Source organism: Nonomuraea endophytica (assembly GCF_014203235.1).
Classification (GTDB): domain Bacteria; phylum Actinomycetota; class Actinomycetes; order Streptosporangiales; family Streptosporangiaceae; genus Nonomuraea; species Nonomuraea endophytica.
On sequence record NZ_JACHIN010000003.1, the window covers coordinates 450,341 to 470,744 of the forward strand.

Below are 20,404 nucleotides of genomic sequence, written 5' to 3' on the forward strand. Positions count from 1 at the left end.
TATGAGCGAGCAAACGTGCAAGATTGCGCACATCTTCGATCTGTCGAGGAGGACCGGCTATCGTGTACGACCCTCTCGCCCAGCGGCGAAGCTCCGAGGGCCCCCAGTTCGACGTCTTCCTGGCAGGCATGGTCTTCCTGGACATCGTCTTCACCGGCCTGCCCGCCATGCCCACCGCCGGCAGCGAGGTGTGGGCCGAGGGGATGGGCTCCTGTCCCGGCGGCATCGCCAACCTCGCCATCGCCACCAGCCGCCTGGGGCTGCGCACCTCGCTGGCCGCCGCGTTCGGCGACGACGACTACGGCGACTTCTGCTGGCGGACCCTGGAGGAGCAGGAGAGCGTGGACCTGTCGAGGTCGCGCCGCTTCGAGCACTGGCACTCACCCGTCACCGTCTCCATGGCCGTCGACCGCGACCGCAGCATGGTCACCCACGGCCATCCCTCGCCCATGTCGGCCTCCGAGATGATCGGCAAGCCGCCGCGCACCCGCGCCGTCATCGTCACGCTCTCCCCCGACGAGCCGCTCGGCGGCCCCGAGGGCGACTGCAACTGGGCCGACCTGGCCTACCGCGACGGCGCCCTGGTCTTCGCCGACGTCGGCTGGGACCCGTCGGGCGCCTGGTCGCAGGCGCTGCTCGACCAGCTCGCCGTCTGCCACGCCTTCATGCCCAACGCCGTCGAGGCCATGGCCTACACCGGCATGGACACCCCGCGCGACGCGCTCTACGCCATCGCCGACCGGGTGCCCGTCGCCGTGGTCACCGACGGCGCCAACGGCGCGATGGCCATCGACTCCACCACCGGCGAGGAGGCGTTCGTGCCCTCGCCGAGGGTGAACGCGCTCGACCCCACCGGCGCGGGCGACGTCTTCGGCGCCGCGTTCGTGCTCGGCACGCTGTGCGAGTGGCCGCTGACCGACCGGCTGTCGTTCGCCGGGCTCTGCGCGGCGCTGGCCGTCCAGCAGTTCGGCGGGTCGCTGGCCGCGCCGGGCTGGGGCGACATCGCCGACTGGTGGCACGAGGTGCGGGCCTCGGCCGGGCACACCGGCGCCTACGGCGAGTCGCTGGCGCGGCGCTACGCCTTCCTCGACACCCTGGTCCCCGCGGTACCGGTCGGCGCTGTCCGCAGGGCGGCCGCGACCATCGCCCGCTACGCCGATTTGGGGATGGCTCCCCAGCCGCCTGCCCAGAAGGAGTAACCCATGAACGCCTCCACGCGCGCCGCGCTGGCCGCCGGTGCCGTGGCGCTCGCCGCGGCCGCCTGCGCCCCCGGGTCCTCGGCTCCGCCGGCGGCTCCGTCGTCGGCACTGTCGGCCCCGTCGAGCGGCCCGGCCGCGGTCCGCACCGACGCCGCCGCGCTCGGCAAGGTGACGCTGACCGTCTGGGACCAGGAGGTACGCGGCGCGCAGAACGCCCAGATGACCGCGCTCAACACCGCGTTCCAGGCCAAGTACCCCAACATTACGATCAAGCGGGTCTCGCGCTCCTTCGACGACCTCAACACCACGCTCCGCCTGGCCCTGAGCGGCAACGAGCCGCCCGACGTGGTCCAGGCCAACAACGGCCGCCCCCAGATGGGCGCCTTCGTCAAGGCCGGCCAGCTCCGCCCGCTCGACGCCTACGCCGACGCGTACGGCTGGAAGAAGCGCTACCCCCAGTCCGTCCTGCAGTACGTCAGCTACACCCCCGACGGCAAGGACTTCGGACAGGGCAGCGTGTACGGCATGCCCCAGGCCGGCGAGGTCGTCGGCCTCCTCTACAACCGCACCAAGCTGACCAAGCTCGGCCTCCAGCCGCCCACCACCTGGGCGGACTTCCAGGCCGCGCTGGAGAAGGCCAAGCAGGCCGGAGAGCAGCCGCTGATGCTCGGCAACCTCGACAAGTGGCCCGCCGTGCACGTCTTCGGCACCGTCCAGGGCCAGTTCGTGCCCAAGGATCAGATCGCCACGCTCGGCTTCGGCCGCAAGGGCGCCACCTGGTCCACGCCGGAGAACACCAAGGCCGCCCAGCAGCTCGTCGACTGGATGGACAAGGGCTACCTCAACAAGGACGTCAACGGCCTCGGCTACGACGCCTCCTGGCAGGCGTTCGGCAAGGGCAAGGGCGTCTTCTACATCGGCGGCAGCTGGCTGATCGGCGAGCTCGGCAAGAGCATGGGCAAGGACCTGGGCTTCTCCCTGCCGCCCGGCACACCCGCGGCCACCGGCGGCACCGGCCTGCCGTTCGCCGTCACCGCCAAGAGCCCCAACCCCGACGCCGCGGCCGCGTACCTCGACTTCATCACCAACGCCGACGCGATGAAGGTGCTCACCCAGAACGGCCTGCTGCCGGTCGCCGACACCGACCGGCAGACGGTGGAGGAGGGGCCGACCAAGGACATGTTCACCGCCTTCGCCGCCATCACCAAGCAGGACGGGCTGCTGCCGTACCTCGACTACGCCACCCCGACCTTCGCCGACACGCTCGGCGCGGCGCTGCAGGACCTGATGGCCAAGAAGGCGACGCCGGAGGAGTTCCTGGCCACGCTGGAGAAGGACTACAAGAAGTTCGTGGACAGCAACGGATGACCCGGCCGCCAGGCGAGCCCCGGCGCGTCGCCTACCTGTTCCTGCTGCCGGCCTTCGCCGTCTACGCGGCCTTCCTGCTCTACCCGATCGGCCGGGCGGTGCAGCTGTCGCTCTACGACTGGGACGGGCTGACGCTCGGCACGTGGGCGGGGCTGGACAACTACGCGGCGATCATCGCCGACGGGGAACTGCGCGACGCCTTCGGGCACGCCCTGGTGCTCATGTTCTTCTACGCGGCGCTGCCGCTGGCGATCGGGCTGATGCTGGCGGCGATACTCAACCACGCCAAGGTGCGCGGGCTGGGCTTCTTCCGGACGGTGGTGTTCCTGCCCCAGGTCGTGGCCATGGTCGTGGTGGCCGTCGCCTGGCGGCAGGTCTACTCCTCCGACGGCTCGCTCAACGCCCTGCTCGAAGCGGTCGGCCTCGGCGGCCTGGCGCGCGGCTGGCTGGGCGACTACACCTTCGCGCTGCCGGCCGTCGGCGTGGTCGGCACCTGGTTCGAGACCGGGCTGGTGACCGTGCTGATGCTGGCCGGGATGAGCAAGATCCCGCTGGAGCTGTACGAGGCGGCGCGGCTGGACGGCGCGGGCGCGGTGCGCGAGTTCTTCGCGGTCACGCTGCCCTCGGTGCGCGGCGAGATCGCGGTCGCGCTCACGCTGACCGTGATCGCCGCGCTGCGCACGTTCGACCTGGTCTACATCACCACCGGGGGCGGGCCGGGCAACTCCACCTCGGTGCCGTCCTACGAGGTCTACCATCGCGCCTTCGAGCTCGGCCAGGTCGGCTCGGCGGCGGCGATCGGGGTCACGCTGACCCTCGTCATCTTCGTGATCTCCTTCGCGATCAACCGCTTCGCCGACAGGAGTGTCTCGTGATCTCCCGCGCCGAGCGACTGGGCAACTACGCGATCCTGTCGGTCTTCGCGGTCTTCGCGCTCTTCCCCATCCTCACCATCCTTCAAGCGGCGGCGGGGGGTGGCGTCGAGGGGTTCGCGCAGGCCTGGGAGACCGGGCACTTCCACACCTACCTGCGCACCAGCCTCGGGGTGTCGGCGTTCGTCGTGGTCGTCAGCGTCACCCTGTCGATCATGAGCGGGTACGCCTTCGGCACCATGCGGTTCCGCGGGCAGAACATCCTGTTCTACCTCTTCCTGCTCGGGATCATGATGCCGAGCGAGGCCATCGCCGTACCCCTCTACTTCGACCTGCGCACGCTCGGGCTGACCGACACGTTCTGGTCGGTGGCGCTGCCGCAGGTGGCGCTGTCGGTCGCGTTCGGCACCTTCTGGATGCGCGCCTACTTCCGCTCCTCCAGCCGCGCCATCGTCGAGGCCGCCCGCATCGACGGGGCCTCGGTCTGGCGCACGCTCTGGCAGGTGCTCGTGCCGCCGGCCAGGCCCGCGATCGTCACCCTGATCCTGCTGGTCTTCATGTGGACGTGGAACGAGTTCCTCATCCCGCTGATCATGGTGACCAGCGAGGGGCTGCGCACCGCCCCGCTCGGGCTGGCCTTCTTCCAGGGCCAGTACACCTCCGACTTCGCCCTGCTCGCCGCCGGGTCGGTGATCGTCGCGACGCCGGTCGTGATCTTCTACCTCTTCCTCCAGCGCCACTTCATCCGCGGGCTGCTCCAGGGGGCGGTCCGCGAATAGCCCCTCCGGAGGTTCCATGCGCCTGCTGACACCCTTACTCTTTTCGTCGATACTCGCCACCCTGCTCGTGCTGACGCCGGCCGTACCCGCTCAGGCGGACTCGGCGGCGGGCACGGCCGACCTCGACGCGCTGTTCGTCGGCGCCCATCCCGACGACGAGGCGTTCAGCCTGTCCACGCTCGGCCAGTGGAAGGAAGACCACGACGTGCGCACCGGCGTCGTGACCGTCACCCGCGGCGAGGGCGGCGGCAACGCCGTCGGGCCCGAGGAGGGGCCCGCGCTCGGGCTGCTGCGCGAGGGAGAGGAGCGCCGGGCGGTCGCCAAGGCGGGCGTCACCGACGTGTTCAACCTCGACGACGTCGACTTCTACTACACCGTCAGCGCCCCGCTCACCGACCGGATCTGGGGCGGCGACACGCTGGCCAAGGTCGTGCGGATCGTCCGGCAGACCCGGCCGGAAGTGCTGCTCACCATGGATCCGGCCCCGTCGCCCGGCAACCACGGCAACCACCAGCAGGCCGCCAGGCTGGCCGTCGAGGCGTTCTACGCCGCCGCCGACCCCAAGGCCTTCCCCGAGCAGCTGCGCGAGGAGGGCCTGCGGCCGTTCGCGCCCGCCCGCCTGCTGCTCGGCGGCGCGCGCGGCATCACCGCGCCGGTCGGGCCCGGCTGCTCGGCCGTCACCGACCCGGCGCGCAACGTCTACGGCGTGTGGAGCGGGCGCGCCTCGTCCGCCCAGGGACGCACGTGGGCGGCGATCGAGCGCGACGCCCAGCGCGTCTACGCCTCGCAGGGCTGGGCCGGGTTCCCCGACGTGCCCACCGATCCGGCCAAGCTCGGCTGCGACCTGTTCACGCAGGTGGACTCGCGGGTGCCGTTCCCGACCCCGGGCAGTCCGGCGGCCGCGGCGGCCACCGCGATCCTCGACGGCGCGCTGGTCAGGGCGCCGGGGACGGTGCCGCTCGGCACCGAGTTCACGCTCACCCCGAGCGCGTTCGACGTGCGGCCCGGCAAGGCGTTCACCGTGCGCGCCGCCGTGCGCGGACGCGAGGCGCTCGGCCGCTCGTCGGTGACGCTGCGGGCGCCCGCCGGGTGGCAGGTCAGCGGCTCCGGGGAGCTCGGCAGGCTGTCCGCCGGGCGCGGGGGCGCCGCCGTCTTCACGGTGACGCCGCCGCAGGGGGCCTCCACCGGCCAGCGGGTACGGCTCGCCGCCACCCTGGCCACCGAGCGGGGGAGCGGGTACACGGACCGGCAGGTCGAGGTGGGCGCGGCCGTACGGGTGACGCAGCAGTTGCTCCCCCAGGTCGGCCAGTACGAGACGTGGGCGGGCGAGCTCGCCCCGCAGTTGCGCGGCCTGGTCACCCCCGTGCTCACGCTGGGCTCCGGCGGCTCGCGGCAGGTCGGCGTCGTCGTCACGAACGTCTCCAGCACCGCGCAGTCGGGCACCGTGAAGGTCGAGCTGCCGAACGGGTTCACCGCCGACCGCGTCGAGGCTCCTTACAGCGGGCTGGCGCCCGGCGCCTCGGTCACGGTGCCGTTCACCGTCACCAACTCCGACCCCTCGCTGAAGACCTCCAACGAGGGAGGCGACTACGCCTACACGATCACCGCCACCAGCGGGGAAGGTTCCAGCGTGAGCAAGCCCGCGCTGGAACTCGTCCCCGCGACCGTGATCCCGGCCGCCGCGCCCACCGTGGACGGGACCGAGGCGGACGGCGAGTACCCCGGGCCCGCGCTCGACATCTCCCGGCTCTGGGAGGGCGGCGCCTGCGCCTCCCCGGCCGACTGCTCGGGCACGGCCAAGCTCGCCTGGCGCGAGGACACCCTCTACGTGCTGGCCCGGATCAAGGACGACGTGGTGGGCACCAAGCTGCCCGCCGCCGACTGCAAGCGGCACTGGCGCACCGACGCGCTGGAGGTGACGCTCGACCCGCGCGGCGTCTCGGAGAACACTTCCACGACGTTCAAGGCGGCGGTGCTGCCGGTGACCGCGGAAGGGCCGCCGTGCGTGCTGCGCGACGCCGACAACCGGCAGGGCCCGGTGAACCTGCCGGTGGCCGCCAAGGCCGGGGACGGCGGATACACGGTGGAGCTGGCCATTCCGCTGGAGCAGGTGCCCGGCGCCGTGGACCCCGCCCGGCTCGGGGTGAACATCCTCTTCTACGACTCCGACACCCAGGACAAGACCGGTCAGACCCGGATCGGCTGGTCCACGTGGGGTGGCGTACAGGGGGACCCGTACCGGTGGGGGCTGGCCACCATGCCCGGCTACCAGCCGCCGACCGGCCGTCCCACCACGCCGCCGGACCCGGTGATCCCGGACACCGGGCTGTCCAGCCTGGACTCGCCGGAGTCGCTGGAGCAGGCCGTACGGCTGGACCTGCCGCTCGCGGGCGGCCCGCCGGTCGCGCGCGCCGCCTTCGGACGGGTCGTCTCGGCCGTGGTCCGCGGGGACTCGGTCAAGGTCACGCTGGTCACGGGCGCCGCGGGCAAGGCGCACCTGTTCGTGCGCGACGCCAAGGGCACGGCGGGCGGCCACGTGGTCACCGTGTCCAGGAAGGGGAGCACGACGGTCAGCGTGCCCCTCGACCGGGACGTGTCCGGCAGGGCGGCGGTGGTCGCGGGCTGGCAGGCCGGACCCGGCACGCAGGCCTCGCGGGTCCGGCTCACGGGCGGCAGGTGAAGTCCTCGCCGGGGAGCTCGCCACCCCCGAGGTAGGCGTTGACGGCGCGGTCCGCACAGGGCAGCGGACTGCCGCCGTCGGCGCCCCGCCCGTACACGCCGTGCGCGCGGATCTCGGCCGTCAGCAGCCGCGATCCGCGCAGCCGCCGGTGCAGGACGAGCGCGCCGTCCAGGTTGTCCGACCTGGCCTGCAGCATCAGCACGGGTACGGCGTTGCCGATCGCGGTGACCGGCTCACGCGAACCCGCGTCCCAGTACGCGCACGGCGCCATCATCCCGTTGACCAGCGGCCCGAACACCGGCTGCGCGGCCCGGCTCCGCCGCATGTTCCTCCAGTAGGTCTCCGGATCGTCCGGCCAGCCGCCCGCAGGCCAGCCCGCGTCGCCGCACATGAAGAACGTGGCGCCCACCATGCTGTCGGCCAGCTCGGGCGAGCGGAGCAGGTCCAGCATCGCCCGCAGGTGCGGTCCCGGCCTGACCGGCCTGTTCACCAGGTCGCGCACCACCCCGGCCAGCGCCTCGTTCTGCTCGCCGTGCTGGACGAGCTGCCTCAGCAGCAGGCGCAGGACGGCCGGGTCCAGCCGCACGCCGTCCACCACGGGCGGCCTGCGCTCGGCGCCCTCGACCAGCCGCCGCACCGCCGCCCGCACCTGCGCTCCGGTACGGCCCAGCCGGTAGCGGTCATGCCGGGCGGCGGTCCAGCGGGCCCACTGGTCCAGGGCCCGTTCCAGCGGCTCGCCCGACTGCCGGAACAGCTCGTACTGCGTGGCGTCCGGGTCGCTGGAGGAGTCGATGACCATGCGGTCCACCCGGCCGGGGAACAGCTGGGTGTAGACCGCGCCCAGGTCGGCGCCGTAGGAGACGCCGAAGAAGGACAGCCTCCGCTCGCCGAGCGCTGCCCGGATGGCGTCCATGTCCCTGGCGACGTTCGCGGTGGAGGCGTGGGCGAGGAGCTCCCGGTTGTCACCCTTGTCCAGGCAGCGGCGCGCGGTGTCGCGGGCGGCGCGCAGCGACTCCTCGAACTCTCTCCGGGCCGTGGTGACGCGTGGCTGCTCGGGTTTGGGGCCGGGCTCGCCGCAGGTGATCGGGGTGCTCTCGCCGAGGAAGCGCGGGTCGAACCCGATCAGGTCGTACCGGCCGGCCACGCCCTTCAACGTGGCCCGCAGATGCGACGCGAACCCCAGGCCCACGCCGCCGGGCCCGCCCGGGTTGGCCAGCAAGATGCCGCGCCGCTTGCCCGAGGCCTTGACGCGCGAAACGGCGATCTCGATGGTACGGCCCGCCGGATCGCCGTAGTCCAGAGGCACGCGCACCTTGGCACACTGGGCGCCCGCTTGCCTGAGCTGCTTGTCTTCGCACGCGCCCCAGACGGTGATCGTGGGTTTCGTGACGGCGGTCGCCGGTTGGGCGAGTCCGGGGAGCAGCGCCAACCCGAGCCCGGCCGTCACCACGCGGACCGTTAACCGTGCTCGCTGGGACGTGCGGAAGGAAATGTGGATCATCGGCATGTCCAGCGACGCTAGTGGCCGCCGATTTCCCGGCGTATCGGCCGGATGACGGAGATCACCTGGCCGTTCGGACGAGGGCGGGGCCGTACCCCGGAGGAGGGTTGTTGATCGTCGGCATGGCGTTGTGTGTGGGGTGGGGGTGAGGTGGGAATCTTGGGAAAGGGCGTCACGGGGGCGGACGGTGGTGGGGTCGGGTCTGGTGGGGCGGTGGCTAACGCTGAAACCCTGAAAAACCCGGAAAAACCAGAAATACCACCTGATGGTTGGATATATGGCGGGTTGGTCGGCTGAAAGCCGGGGGTTTCGGGCCTTGACAGTGTTTATTGGCTTTTGTCATGTCGGCGTTATGGTGCTTATTCGCACGCTGATCGCGACCACCCTCATCGCGACAGCCTTCCACGCCCCGGCCCACGCTCAGCCGGCCGACATCGATTTCACCCGTCCGGAAGTAGTGGCCAGCAACCTGCAGATTCCCTGGGGTCTGGCCTTCCTGCCGGACGGGAGCGCGCTGGTCTCAGAACGCAACAGCGCCAGAATCGTCCAGGTACGCCCCGGCGCGGCCCCCGTCGAGGTGGCCCGCGTCCCCGGCGTCTCGGCCTCCGGCGAAGGCGGGCTGCTCGGCATCGCCGTATCCCCGACCTACGCCCAGGACCGTTACGTCTACGCCTACCACACCGCAGCCTCCGACAACCGGATCGTCCGCTTCACCCTGGCCGCCCCCGGCACACCCACCCTGATCCGCGGCGGCATCCCCAAGTCCGGCATCCACAACGGCGGCCGCATCCACTTCGGCCCCGACGGCATGCTCTACGCCAGCACCGGAGACGCCAACCAGACCTCCAACAGCCAGAACCTCCAGAGCCTCGGCGGCAAGATCCTGCGCATGCGCCCCGACGGCACCGTCCCCCCGGACAACCCGTACGCCGGCTCGCCTGTCTACACCCTCGGCCACCGCAACGTGCAGGGCTTCGCCTGGACCGCGGCCGGCCAGATGTACGCCACCGAGTTCGGCCAGAACACCTGGGACGAGGTCAACCAGATCGTCGCCGGCGGCAACTACGGCTGGCCCGTCGTCGAGGGCAACGGCGGCGCGCCCCGCTACCGCGACCCCCTCGTCACCTGGACCACCGCGGAGGCCTCGCCGAGCGGCGCCGCCATCATCGGCGACACCCTGTTCGCCGCGGCGCTGCGCGGCACTCGCCTCTGGCGCGTCCCCCTCCCGGGCGGCGCACCTGACAACGTCCTGCGGGGCACGTACGGCAGGCTCCGCCACGCCGCGGTGGCGCCCGACGGCCACCTCTGGATCCTGACCGGCAACCGCGACGGCCGCGGCACCCCCGCACCCCAGGACGACCGCGTCGTCCGCTTCCCGCCCGGAGACACCGGCGGCGGCGAGACGGTCTACGAGGACGACTTCGAGACGGACAAGGGCTGGACCACCCCGGGCCCGTCCGACACCGCGACGTCCGGACGCTGGGAGCGCGGCGACCCCGAGCCCACCACCTACTCCGGCGCCACCATCCAGCCCGGCAACGCAGCCGGAGGCGCCAACGCCCTGGTCACCGGCCGCACCGCCGGCAGCCAGGCGGGCGCCAACGACGTCGACGGCGGCCTGACCACCATACGTTCCGCGCAGATCACCCTGCCCGCCGCGACCCGCCTGACCCTGACCTTCTCCGCCTACCTGTCCCACCTCAACAACGCCTCCTCGGCCGACTACCTGCGCGTACGCGTGGGCGGCACCACCGTCTACGAGCGCCTGGGCGCGGCATCCCAGGTGGCGGGCGCGTGGCAGCAGGCCAGTGCCGACCTGACCGCGTTCGCCGGCCAGACCGTCCAGCTGGAGGTCCAGGCCAACGACGCCGCCACCGCCAGCCTTCTTGAGGCCGGCCTGGACAGCGTCCGCATCACCAAGTCCTGACCCGGGGGGTGCCGCGCTCACCCCACACGGCACCCCACCCCGGCGATGTGTATCAGCCGGCGCTCAGCGCCCTCCGTACAGGTGGCACGTAACTCGCACCCCGGAGGGTCACATGAGCGGCCGGATCACCGACACCGGCGTGGAGCAGTACTACGACGACGAGCTCGTCGTCGACCTGGTGCACCTCAAAGCGGTCACGCACCTGATCGACGCATGGGCGGGCGGCGCGACTCCCGCGTGGGTGCGGCGGGACGACGAGGCGGGCAGCGCCCCGCTGGGGCTGGCGCGGATCGAGGTCGCCGGTCTGCCGGCGGTGGCACGGACGTTACGCGAGCGGCGGGACCTGGTGCCGCGGGGCACGAAGACACCGGTGGAGGATCTGGATCTGCTGCTGCGCGCGCTGCGGGAGGAACGCCCGGAGTTCGTGGTCGGCAAGCACCGGCTGGTGGAGAACGTCGAAGGCCTGCCATCCACGGGCGCCCCACGGAACGTCCCCGGCGGGGTACGGCTGCCGCACAGGAGCATGACCGACCACCCGAGGCTGCGCGTCGGCATCCTGGACACCCCGATCTGGCCGCACGACCAGCTCGCCGGCCGGTTCATGGCCGACTCCGCGGCCCTGCTGCCGCGGGTGCGCGAGGCGCCCACGCCGATGCTGGCGGGGCACGCCACGTTCGTCGCCGGGATCATCGCCGCCCACGCCCCGGACGCTGAGCTGGTCGTGCGGGCCGGGCTGGCCGAGGGCGCCGTCTGCGCCGACTCCTGGGACGTCGCCACCCGCATGGTGAGCTTCGTCGCCGAGGAGGTGGACCTGCTGCAGCTGTCCTTCGCCTGCTTCACCGCCGACGACGAGCCCCCGCTGGTCATCGAGCGCGCGGTGGCGCGCCTCAGGGAGCAGGCGGTGCTGGTCGCGGCGGCGGGCAACCACGGGACCGAGCCGGGCGGGCGGCGGCACGCGAAGGCGTTCCCCGCCGCCTGTGAGGGTGTGCTGGCGGTCGGGGCGGAGGCGGAGTTCAGCCCGAAGGCGTCCTGGGTGGCCCTGCACGCCCCGGGGGCGGGGGTCACCTCGACCTACCTGGAGGGCAAGGTGAGCCTGCCCAGGGGCGAGGAGGCCTTCTACTCCGGCTCCGCCACCTGGAGCGGGACGTCGTTCGCCGCGGCGGCGGTGAGCGGCGCCATCGCGGGCCTGGCCCACCGGCGCGGATCCAGCGCCAGGGAGGCCAAGGAGTACCTGCTCCACCGCCCGGCGGTACGCGACATCCATCCACCGGGCCAGACCTGAGCCGATGAGGGACGACCCTGAGGTCGTGGACCTGGTCACGCGGGCGAGAAAGGGCGACCGGGCGGCCTGGGACGAGATCGTCGAGCGCTACTCCCCGCTGGTGTGGTCGATCTGCCGCCGCTTCCGCCTGGTGCGGCCGGACTCCGACGACGCGGCGCAGACGGTGTGGCTGCGCCTGGTCGAGAACCTGGACACCCTGCGCGAGCCGGCCGCCCTTCCCGGCTGGCTGGCCAGGACCGCCCACCGGGAGTGCCTGCGCCGCGCGCGGGAGATCCGGCGGCGCGACGGCGCGGAGCGGCCGCTGGACTTCGAACCGGAGACCGGTCCTGACCTAATCGCCGAGGAACTGGAGAAGGCCGAGCGCGACCTGCTCCTGCGCCGCGCCTTTGCCCAGCTCCCGCCGCGCTGCCGCGACCTGCTGACACTCTGCCTCGGCCCGGACCCGGTCCCTTACGCCCAGATCGGCGAGCGGCTCGGCATGCCGGTCGGCGGGATCGGCCCGAACCGCAGCCGGTGCCTTGCCAGGCTCCGCCGCATCCTGGAGGGGGGCGGGCATGCCGCAGGGTCATGACCGCTGGAGCGACGAGCGGCTGCTGGGGGAGCTGGCGCGGGCGCTGCGCGCGGGGGAGCGGGTCCCGCCCGAGGCATTGGCGGCGGGCAAGGCGGTCTTCGCCTGGCGCGCGCCCGACGCCGAGCTCGCCGCGGGCGACCTGGACACCAGGATCTACCACGCCGCCGGGCTGACGATCGAGGTGGAGATCGCGCCGGACGCGCTCCACGTCCGGCTCACCCCCGCCCAGCCCGCCGAGGTGGAGGCGCGCGGCCCCATCCCGCCGTCCCACCCGGCCACGCCGGGCGAGAAGGGCCGCTTCACGATCCGGCCGCTGCCCCGCTTCCCGTTCTATCTGCTCTGCCGTACGGCCGGCGGCAGGAAGATCGTCACCGGCTGGATTCTCGGCTGACCGGATGTATCACGCGGGGTCCGCCCGCCTCCGTAGGGGTGAACGGAACGTTCCCACGCAGGAAGGCGATCTTCATGATCCCTCTCAAGCACGGCGACTCCGGTCCAGACGTGCGACAGCTCTACATGTTCCTCAAGCGCTTCGGCTACTTCCCCAACCCCGGCCTGCGCACCGGCAACGCCTTGTTCCGCCCCGCGGTGGTCTTCGCCCCGGAGGACCTGACGCTGTTCGACGACCGGATGGAACTGGCGCTCTCGGAGTACCAGCGCCAGCACGGCATCGAGCCGACCGGCGCGCTGAACGAGGAAACGCTGAAGATGATCCGCACCCCGCGTTGCGGCTTCCCCGACCAGCCGTCGGCGGGCCAGTTCGTCGCGCAGGGCAACCGGTGGCCGACCAACGAGGTCACCTACAGCTTCACCCCGCCCTTCAGCCCGGACGTGTCGGAAGCCGACCAGCGCGCGGCGCTGCGGGCGGCCTTCGACCGGTGGGCGGCGGTCACGAACCTCACCTTCACCGAGGTCGGGAACAACAACGGCCAGATCCGGATCGCCTGGGCGGCCGGCGACCACGGCGACGGCTTCCCCTTCGACGGGCAGGGCAACGTGCTGGCGCACTGCTTCTACCCGCCGCCCAACGGCGGCGACATCGCCGGGGACTGCCACTTCGACGAGGCCGAGACCTGGTCGGTCAACGTCCCGCCGAGCGGGTTCGACCTGTACACGGTGGCGCTGCACGAGATCGGCCACGGGCTGGGCCTGGCCCACTCGGCCGACAACAACGCGGTCATGTTCCCGTCCTACCAGGGTGTGCGCCGCGAGCTCAGCGACGACGACATCCAGGGCATCCGCTCCATCTACGGCGCCCGCCCGCAGTGGTCGTCGCTGCAGGGCATCGTCTTCGCCACGGCCGCGGGCACCAACGCCGACGGCCGCCTGGAGGTCTTCGTCCGGGGCACCGACAACGCCGTGCACCACAACTGGCAGACGAGTCCCGGCGGCGGATGGAGCGGCTGGTCGAGCCTGGGCGGGGTCCTGCAGGGGCGGATCGCGGTCGGGCGCAACCATGACGGGCGGCTGGAGATCTTCGGCCGGGGCACCGACGGCGGGCTGTATCACAACTGGCAGACGGCTCCGAACAGCGGCTGGTCCGGCTGGTCCGGGCTCGGCGGCTGGATCGAGGACCCGGCCGTGGGCAGCAACGCCGACGGCAGGCTGGAGGTCTTCGTCCGCGGCACCGACGGCGCCGTCTACCACAACTGGCAGGTCACCCCCGGCGGCGGCTGGTCCGGCTGGTCCGGGCTCGGCGGCGTCGTCCAGGGGCGCATCGCGGTCGGGCGCAACCACGACGGGCGGCTGGAGATCTTCGCCCGCGGCATCGACGGCGGGCTGTATCACAACTGGCAGACGGCTCCGAACAGCGGATGGTCCGGCTGGCACGGGCTCGGCGGCTGGATCGAGGACCCCGAGGTCGGCGTCAACCCCGACGGCCGCCTTGAGGTGTTCGTCCGGGGCTCCGACTCGGCCCTGCACCACATCTGGCAGGTCACCCCGGGCGGCGGCTGGTCGGCGTGGGCCTCGCTCGGCGGCTGGATCGACGAGCCCTCCGTGGCCCGCAACGGCGACGGCAGGCTGGAGGTGTTCGTCCGCGGCCTGGACAACACCGTCTACCACATCTGGCAGGTCACGCCCGGCGGCGGCTGGTCCGGCTGGTCCGGGCTCGGCGGCGAGATGCTCGAGGGCCCGCTCGCCACCGCCAACCACGACGGGCGGCTGGAGGTCTTCATCAAGGGCACCGACTCCGCCCTCTGGCACCGCTGGCAGACCGCGCCCAGCAACGGCTGGTCGTGACCTCAGCGTGGCCCGCCGGTCACCCAAGGGGTCCGCACGACGCCCTCCTGCGAGCGGCAGCGGATCCGGAAGGTGCCGGACGGCGCTGAGGAGAAGACGAAGCAGCCGGCCTCGTCGATCGGGGTGGTCTCGGCCTCCCCGGTCGCGAGCTGGCGCTCGGCCGTACCGGGCCGGGGTGGGAGCAACTGCCCGAGCAGCGTCTCGGGTCCCACCTCGGCCTCGATCGTGTCCGTGCCGGAGCGGAAGATCAGCACCCGCTGCCCGCCCCTGGTGACCGCCACGAGCTCCCGGTCCAGCGCCGAGTCGTAGACCAGCGCGGCCAGCTCGGCCTCGACGTCACGCCACAGGAACGCGACCTTGGCCGCGCTCACGAACTCCGGCGGCACCTCGTCGGCCGCCCGCCTGGCCTGCCCGAGCGCCGCCAGCAGCCGCTCGTCGTCCGCCCACCACGGTGTCTCCATCGCTAGCCCCCTGTCCCCATCGCGCTAGCCACCTTCCGAGCGGATCAGCGCCGCGACCTCCGGGCGCCGCCGCAGCTCCGCCAGGCAGCGTCCGCGCGTGGGGCCGATCGAGCCCACGGGGATGCCGAGCGTCGCGCTGATCTCCTCGTACGGCGCCGGCGGCAGCCGTACCAGCAAGGACAGCAGAGTCCTGCACCGCTCGCCCAGCTGGCGGAACCCCGCGTAGAGGGCGGTGTTGCGCTCGGCCTCCAGCAGTTCGCGGTCGACCGGGGCGTCGTCGGCCGGCGCGTCGTGGTCGGCCCAGGGCTTCAGGTGCGTGCGCTGCCAAGCGGCGGACGCGCTCCGCCGGCCGCACTCGCGCCGCGTCACCGTGGCCAGCCAGCCCGGCAGCGCCGCCGGCTCGCGTAACCGGTGGTCGAGCAGCGCCAGCCACACGGTCTGGGCCACGTCGTCGGCCTCGTCCCGGCTGAGGCGGAAGGCCCGGCAGGTCGCCCACACCAGCGGAGCGTAGCGCTCCACGATCTCGTCCCACGCGTCCTTGTCGCCGGCGTGTGCGCGCCGGACGAGGGACACCACCGTTGGATCATCCCGCATCACGCCATTTTCGTACGGCGGGCGCCGCCAGGAAAGCGCATCATGTCGGCCTCCGTCACAGTCGTTCTTACTCCTTACGGAGGCGGACGGCGGCGCCCTGATACGTCACAGCCGCAGAACCGCCCCCAGACCCCGCTCCTGCCGGGCCGCGTCCAGCACCGCCCGCCTGGCATCCTCGGGCCCGCCGCCGTGCGCGGCCAGGTGGGCGGCGGCGATCCCGGCGACCAGCGGCGCGGAGAAGGAGGTGCCGTCCCAGCGGGCCATGCCGGCGAAGTCCTGCCGGGCGGGCCGCCGCGGCGGCTCGCGGTAGGTGTAGGTGCCGGTGGCGTAGGCGTTGACCAGGCCTTCGCCGAGCGTGTAGACGTCCACCCACGGGCCGTGGTTGCTGAACCAGGCGCGGTGGTTCTGGTCGGGGCCGAGCGCGCCGACGGCCAGCGCCCACGGGAAGGCGGCGGGGTAGAAGGGGCGGCTGGTGCCGTCGTTGCCGGCCGCGGCCACGAGCAGCACGTCGGGGAAGAGGTGGGGGAACAGGGAGAAGCCGAGCGAGCTCCACCGGTTGCGGGTGTAGGTGCCGGCGGACAGGTTGACGACCTGCGGGCGCAGATCCCTGACCAGCCGGATGATCTTGTTGATGATCACGTTTTCGCGCTCCGCCCCGGACTCGGCGAAGTGGTCGGCGACGTAGACGTCCGCGTCCGGCGCCGTGCAGCGCGCGACCCCGGCCGCGAAGGTGCCGTGGCCCTGGAACTGCTCGATGTGCGCCAGCCCCGACGGCAGGACCGGCCCGATCCGCTCGACGTCGCCGCCCACCCCCGCCAGCCACGGGTGCGGGAGGTCTTCCAGGATGCCGGTGTCCACGATCCCGATCAGGATCCGCCCCGCCTTCTCGGCCGGGGCCCGCTGGGGCGGCCACGGCTGCGCGGGCATCCCGCTGGGCACCTCGGGCTCGACCGCCGGGCACAGCCGGGTGATGTGCAGCACGTGGTTGGGCGAGGCCAGCGGCGGCTCGTCCTCCCCTCGGGCTCTGCCGTCGCGCTCCTCCAGGAGGTCGAGCGCCTCCGGCACGCTCCGGCGGCCGTCCTCCAGGTTCTCGATCGACAGCAGCATCGTGGTGTTGCCCGGCTGGCGATCGTCTCCTTCCGGTCGCTGCCGGTCCTCGGGAACGACCTCGGCGCCGGGCAGCAGCTCCCTGACCCGGCCCATGTTCCCGCCCTCGTCGATCACCAGCAGGCGATCGGCCTCGTACACGTAGTCGACCTGCCCGTCGGGGGTCCACGCCACCTCGGCGGTGACCCCCCTTGCCGCCATCCTGCGCTGGATGGCTCGGAACTGCGCCTCGAAGACCGCATCCATAGCCTGTACATCGCCGAAGGGCTTGCGGGCGCTACGGCCGGCGCGCATTGTCGGACTCATGGCGGCCGACCTGCTCCCCCTGGCGCTGTCGCGTCCCAACGAGGCGCTGGAACGCGCCCGCCGGCTGCTGGCCGACGATCCGGGCCCGTACGCCGCCTCGCTCGCCCGGCAGGCCATCGGCATCGTGCTGCGCGAGTTCGGCGACATCGAGCAGGCGGTCCGGGAGCTGCGCGCGGCCCGGCGGCTGGCCAGGAAGTCCCGCTCGGCCGAGCGGGAGGCCGACGTGCTGGCCACGCTCGGCGTCGCGCTCGTCTTCGCCGGGCGCACCGCCTCCGGCCGCACCGCGCTCAACACCGCCGTCGGGCTGTCCACCGGCCTGACCCACGGCCGCATCCTGCTCAGGCGCGGCGGCGTGCTGCTCGTGCTGGGCCGCCACCGGGCCGCGCTGGCCGACCTGAACGCCGCCATCTCCGTGCTGCGCGTGGCCGGCGACCTGCTGTGGGAGGCCCGCGCCCGCACCGAACGGGCCTTCTGCCACCTCGCGCTCGGCGCGCTGGCCCGCGCCGCCGCCGATCTCGGCCGGGCCGAGGAGCTGTTCGTCCAGACGGGGCAGGAACTGGAGTCGGCCGACGCCACCGCCAACCACGGCGTGCTGGCGCTGCGCGTCGGCGACCTGCCCGCCGCCCTCGGCCACTTCGACGCCGCCGCCCGCCGCTACGACCGGCTCGGCGCGGTCGACGCCAACCTGAGCCTGCACCGCTGCGCCGCCCTGCTGACCGCCGGGCTGCCCGAGGAGGCGCTGGCGGAGGCGGACGAGGCCATCGAGCGGCTGCTCGGCACCCGCGGGCAGCGCTCCAAACAGGCCGAGCTCATGCTGACCGCGGCCGACTGCGCGCTCGCGGCCGGCCGCCCGGCCGCCGCGCTGGAACGTGCCGAAGGCGCCGCCCGGCTCTTCGACCGGCAGCGGCGCCGCTGGTGGCGGGCGCACGCGCGGCTGGTGATGGTGCGGGCCGAGTTCGCCGCCGGGTCGCCGACCGGGGCGCTGCTGCGGGCTGCCGGGGCGTGCGTGCGCGAACTGGCCGCGCTCTCCTCGCCACACCTGCCGCTCGGCCACCTGCTGGCCGGCCGGATCGCGCTCGCGCTGGGCCGTACCGGCGTGGCGCGCGAGCACCTCACGGCGGCGGCGCGGGCGCGGCGGGGCGGGCCCGCGCAGGCACGCACCACGGGCTGGCTCGCCCACGCCCTGCTCGCGCAGCTCGACGGCGACGCGCGGGCGCTGTTGCACGCCTGCGGCCGCGGCCTCGCCGTCATCGACGAGCACCGCGGCACGCTCGGCTCCTCCGAGCTGCGCGCCCAGGCCAGCGCGCAGGGCGCCGAACTGGCCGCGCTCGGCCAGCGCCACGCCCTGCTCGCGGGCCGGCCGAGGACGCTGCTGACGTGGAGCGAGCGGTGGCGGGCCGGCGCGCTGGCCGTCCCCCCGGCCCGCCCGCCTGACGACCCCGACCTGCAGTCCGACCTCGCCGCGATCCGCGCGGTCGCCGGACGGCTGGCCGACGCGCACGCCCGCGGCCTGCCGACCGCGCTCCTCCAGGCCGAGCAGGTACGGCTGGAGCGCGCGGCACGGGCCAGAGCGCTGCGTGCCCGCGGCGACCGGATCGCCTGCCCGCCCTTCGACACCGGCAGGCTCCTGGCGGCGCTGGACGAGAACCTGCTGCTCGAACTCGTCGAGGTCGACGGCCGTCTGCACGTCCTGCTCTGCGGCGACGGCCGGGTACGGCGGCTGCCAGCAGGCCCGGTCGAGCAGGCGGCGCGGCAGCTGCACCTGGCCAGGTTCGCGCTCTCGCGGCTGGCCCACGGCCGCTCCACGCTCGCCCCCACGGCGCTGCTCGGCCAGCTGGAGAGCGCGGGCACCGAGCTGGAACAGCTGCTGCTCGGGGCGGCGGGCCGGGTGCTCGGCGACCGGGACGTGGTGATCGTGCCGCCCGGCCGCCTGCACGGGGTGCCGTGGAGCCTGCTGCCGTCGCTGCGCGGGCGCGTCGTGAGCGTGGCGCCGTCGGCCACCTCCTGGCTGCGCGCCCATGAGCCGGAGGCGGACGGTGACGGCGTGGTGCTGGTACGCGGGCCAGGCCTGGCCTCGAAGGGCGCCGAGGTGCCGAAGATCGCCGCCGGGCACGCCGACCCGGTCGTGCTGGAGGACGGGACGGCGACCGTACCCAGAATCCTGGAGGCGATGGAGGGACGGCGGCTCGCGCACATCGCCGCGCACGGGACCTTCCGCGCCGACAGCCCGCTGTTCTCGGCGCTGCGCGTGGACGACGGGCCGCTGACGGTCTACGACCTGGAGCGCCTGCGCCGACCGCCGCGGCAGGTGGTGTTGTCGAGCTGCGAGTCGGGGCGGGGCGCGGCGGCGGGCGCGGACGAGCTGCTCGGTCTGGTGGCCTGCCTGGTGGAGCTGGGCACGGCCGGGGTGGTGGCCAGCGTCGTCCCGGTCAACGACGCGGCCGCGGTGCCGCTGATGGTCAGCCTGCACCGGGAGCTGCGGGCCGGGGCGCCGCTGCCCGCCGCGCTGACGGCCGCCCGCCGCGAGTGCGCGGGTGACCCGGTGGCGGTGGCGACGGGGTGGTCGTTCCAGTCGTTCGGGGCGGGATGACGCAACTCCTTACGGCCTAAGGTATTGTGGTCTTCGGTAATCGCTTATGCCGTAAAGAGATAAGGGGGCATCCCATGCCGAACGCGACCCTCCACGACGGGCAGACCATCGAGTTCGAGATCCACGGAGACGGGCCGGCCCTGCTGCTGCCGGCCAACCCGCACCCGGCGGAGGACGCCGCCAAGGCCGAGGAGGCCGCCAAGTGGGGCGCCGACCTCTCGCTCGGCCACCACCTGGTCCAAGGGCTGAGCGACGGCTTCCGCGTCATCGTCTTCGACTACGAGGGGCACGTGCTGAGCCGGCCCAAGCCCGAGACGCTCACGCCGGACAACCTCGCCCGCGACATGCTCGCCGTCGCCGACGCGGCGGGCGCCGGGACCTTCGCCTACTACGGCTACTCCTGGCTGGCCCTGACCGGGCTGCAGCTCGCCATCCGCACCGACCGGCTCTCCGCGCTGGTCATGGGCGGGTATCCGCCGATCGGCGGGCCGTACGAGGCGATGCTGGCCGTCACCATGGCCACCTACCAGATGGCGCTGGAGGCGCCCGCCCAGCCTGCAGAGCCCGCCGAGCCGGGGGAGGCGGGGGACTGGTCGAGCGTCACGGTGACGATGTCGCCCGCGCAGACCCGGCAGTTCGCCACGCTCTACCAGGCGTTGAAGGGCTTCGACGACGCCGCCGTCCAGGATCGGGTGACCTGCCCCCGGCTGGCCTTCGCCGGGTCAGGCGACGTGATCGAGTACGGCCCGGCGTGGGGCGACACGGTCGTCGACATCGCCGGGCCGTTCAGAGAGCGGCGGGCCGAGATGGAGGCGCACGGCTGGGACGTGCGCCTGCTCGACGGGCTCGACCACATGAGCGCCATGCAGGCCGCCACGGTCGTGCCCCTCATCCGGCCTTGGCTGGCCGCCGCTCTCTGAGTGACC

The 20,404-nt window shown here is 73.2% G+C and carries 16 protein-coding genes and 1 pseudogene; 13 read left to right on the forward strand and 4 right to left on the reverse strand.

Annotated features, from left to right (window positions below):
* Window positions 1–62: 62 nt before the first annotated feature.
* From HNR40_RS14015 to HNR40_RS14035, 5 genes are read left to right on the forward strand one after another with little or no spacing between them, the layout of a single operon-like run.
* A complete protein-coding gene (locus HNR40_RS14015; RefSeq protein ID WP_312896341.1) occupies window positions 63–1,199 on the forward strand; it encodes a PfkB family carbohydrate kinase in 1,137 nt (378 codons plus the stop codon).
* A 3-nt stretch (window positions 1,200–1,202) separates the two neighbouring features.
* Complete coding sequence (locus HNR40_RS14020) at window positions 1,203–2,567, forward strand: ABC transporter substrate-binding protein (protein ID WP_184961109.1); 1,365 nt, start codon at window positions 1,203–1,205, stop codon at window positions 2,565–2,567.
* Window positions 2,564–3,442: a carbohydrate ABC transporter permease gene (locus HNR40_RS14025; RefSeq protein WP_184961110.1), complete on the forward strand. Its 879-nt coding sequence runs from the start codon at window positions 2,564–2,566 to the stop codon at window positions 3,440–3,442. The genes HNR40_RS14020 and HNR40_RS14025 overlap by 4 nt, the downstream gene beginning before the upstream one ends.
* Window positions 3,439–4,218: a carbohydrate ABC transporter permease gene (locus HNR40_RS14030; RefSeq protein WP_184961112.1), complete on the forward strand. Its 780-nt coding sequence runs from the start codon at window positions 3,439–3,441 to the stop codon at window positions 4,216–4,218. Before HNR40_RS14025 ends, HNR40_RS14030 begins: the two co-directional genes overlap by 4 nt.
* A gap of 16 nt (window positions 4,219–4,234) precedes the next feature.
* Complete coding sequence (locus HNR40_RS14035; RefSeq protein WP_184961114.1) at window positions 4,235–6,898, forward strand: sugar-binding protein; 2,664 nt, start codon at window positions 4,235–4,237, stop codon at window positions 6,896–6,898.
* Here the strand turns inward: HNR40_RS14035 and HNR40_RS14040 are convergent.
* Window positions 6,882–8,405, reverse strand: a complete 1,524-nt coding sequence (locus HNR40_RS14040) for an alpha/beta hydrolase (RefSeq protein ID WP_221340308.1) — start codon at window positions 8,403–8,405, stop codon at window positions 6,882–6,884. The two genes, HNR40_RS14035 and HNR40_RS14040, sit on opposite strands and share 17 nt — an antisense overlap.
* Before the next feature lie 346 nt (window positions 8,406–8,751).
* On the opposite strand from HNR40_RS14040, the gene HNR40_RS14045 reads away from it, so the two are divergent.
* The 6 genes and pseudogenes from HNR40_RS14045 to HNR40_RS14065 all read left to right on the forward strand — a co-directional run bounded on the left by HNR40_RS14045 (window position 8,752) and on the right by HNR40_RS14065 (window position 14,420).
* Window positions 8,752–10,326, forward strand: a complete 1,575-nt coding sequence (locus HNR40_RS14045; RefSeq protein WP_184961116.1) for a PQQ-dependent sugar dehydrogenase — start codon at window positions 8,752–8,754, stop codon at window positions 10,324–10,326.
* Between the two features lie 112 nt (window positions 10,327–10,438).
* A complete protein-coding gene (locus HNR40_RS14050; protein WP_184961118.1) occupies window positions 10,439–11,608 on the forward strand; it encodes a S8/S53 family peptidase in 1,170 nt (389 codons plus the stop codon).
* A 4-nt stretch (window positions 11,609–11,612) separates the two neighbouring features.
* Window positions 11,613–12,179: an RNA polymerase sigma factor gene (locus tag HNR40_RS14055; protein ID WP_184961120.1), complete on the forward strand. Its 567-nt coding sequence runs from the start codon at window positions 11,613–11,615 to the stop codon at window positions 12,177–12,179.
* Entirely contained in the window at window positions 12,163–12,570 is a 408-nt protein-coding gene (locus tag HNR40_RS14060) for a hypothetical protein (protein WP_184961122.1), read from the forward strand. Before HNR40_RS14055 ends, HNR40_RS14060 begins: the two co-directional genes overlap by 17 nt.
* Before the next feature lie 74 nt (window positions 12,571–12,644).
* A pseudogene (locus HNR40_RS57845) lies at window positions 12,645–12,878 on the forward strand (peptidoglycan-binding domain-containing protein); the annotation flags it as partial.
* A gap of 9 nt (window positions 12,879–12,887) precedes the next feature.
* On the forward strand, window positions 12,888–14,420 hold the full coding sequence (locus tag HNR40_RS14065) for a DUF8189 domain-containing protein (RefSeq protein ID WP_376773473.1): 1,533 nt from the start codon (window positions 12,888–12,890) through the stop codon (window positions 14,418–14,420).
* A gap of 2 nt (window positions 14,421–14,422) precedes the next feature.
* On the opposite strand, the gene HNR40_RS14070 is transcribed toward HNR40_RS14065, so the two are convergent.
* The 3 genes from HNR40_RS14070 to HNR40_RS14080 all read right to left on the reverse strand — a co-directional run bounded on the left by HNR40_RS14070 (window position 14,423) and on the right by HNR40_RS14080 (window position 16,828).
* Window positions 14,423–14,881: a hypothetical protein gene (locus HNR40_RS14070; protein WP_184961126.1), complete on the reverse strand. Its 459-nt coding sequence runs from the start codon at window positions 14,879–14,881 to the stop codon at window positions 14,423–14,425.
* 24 nt (window positions 14,882–14,905) lie between these two features.
* The gene (locus tag HNR40_RS14075) at window positions 14,906–15,475 is read right to left on the reverse strand and encodes an RNA polymerase sigma factor (RefSeq protein WP_184961128.1); all 570 of its coding nucleotides are present in this window, start codon (window positions 15,473–15,475) and stop codon (window positions 14,906–14,908) included.
* Window positions 15,476–15,580: 105 nt separating this feature from the next.
* Window positions 15,581–16,828, reverse strand: a complete 1,248-nt coding sequence (locus HNR40_RS14080; protein WP_184961130.1) for a S8/S53 family peptidase — start codon at window positions 16,826–16,828, stop codon at window positions 15,581–15,583.
* Window positions 16,829–16,886: 58 nt separating this feature from the next.
* Between HNR40_RS14080 and HNR40_RS14085 the strand changes: the two genes are divergently transcribed.
* Together HNR40_RS14085 and HNR40_RS14090 are read left to right on the forward strand one after the other, a co-directional pair.
* Window positions 16,887–19,478 (forward strand): CHAT domain-containing protein, encoded by a 2,592-nt coding sequence (locus HNR40_RS14085; protein ID WP_184961132.1) that lies wholly within the window; start codon window positions 16,887–16,889, stop codon window positions 19,476–19,478.
* A gap of 74 nt (window positions 19,479–19,552) precedes the next feature.
* A complete protein-coding gene (locus HNR40_RS14090; RefSeq protein ID WP_184961134.1) occupies window positions 19,553–20,398 on the forward strand; it encodes an alpha/beta fold hydrolase in 846 nt (281 codons plus the stop codon).
* Window positions 20,399–20,404 lie beyond the last annotated feature (6 nt).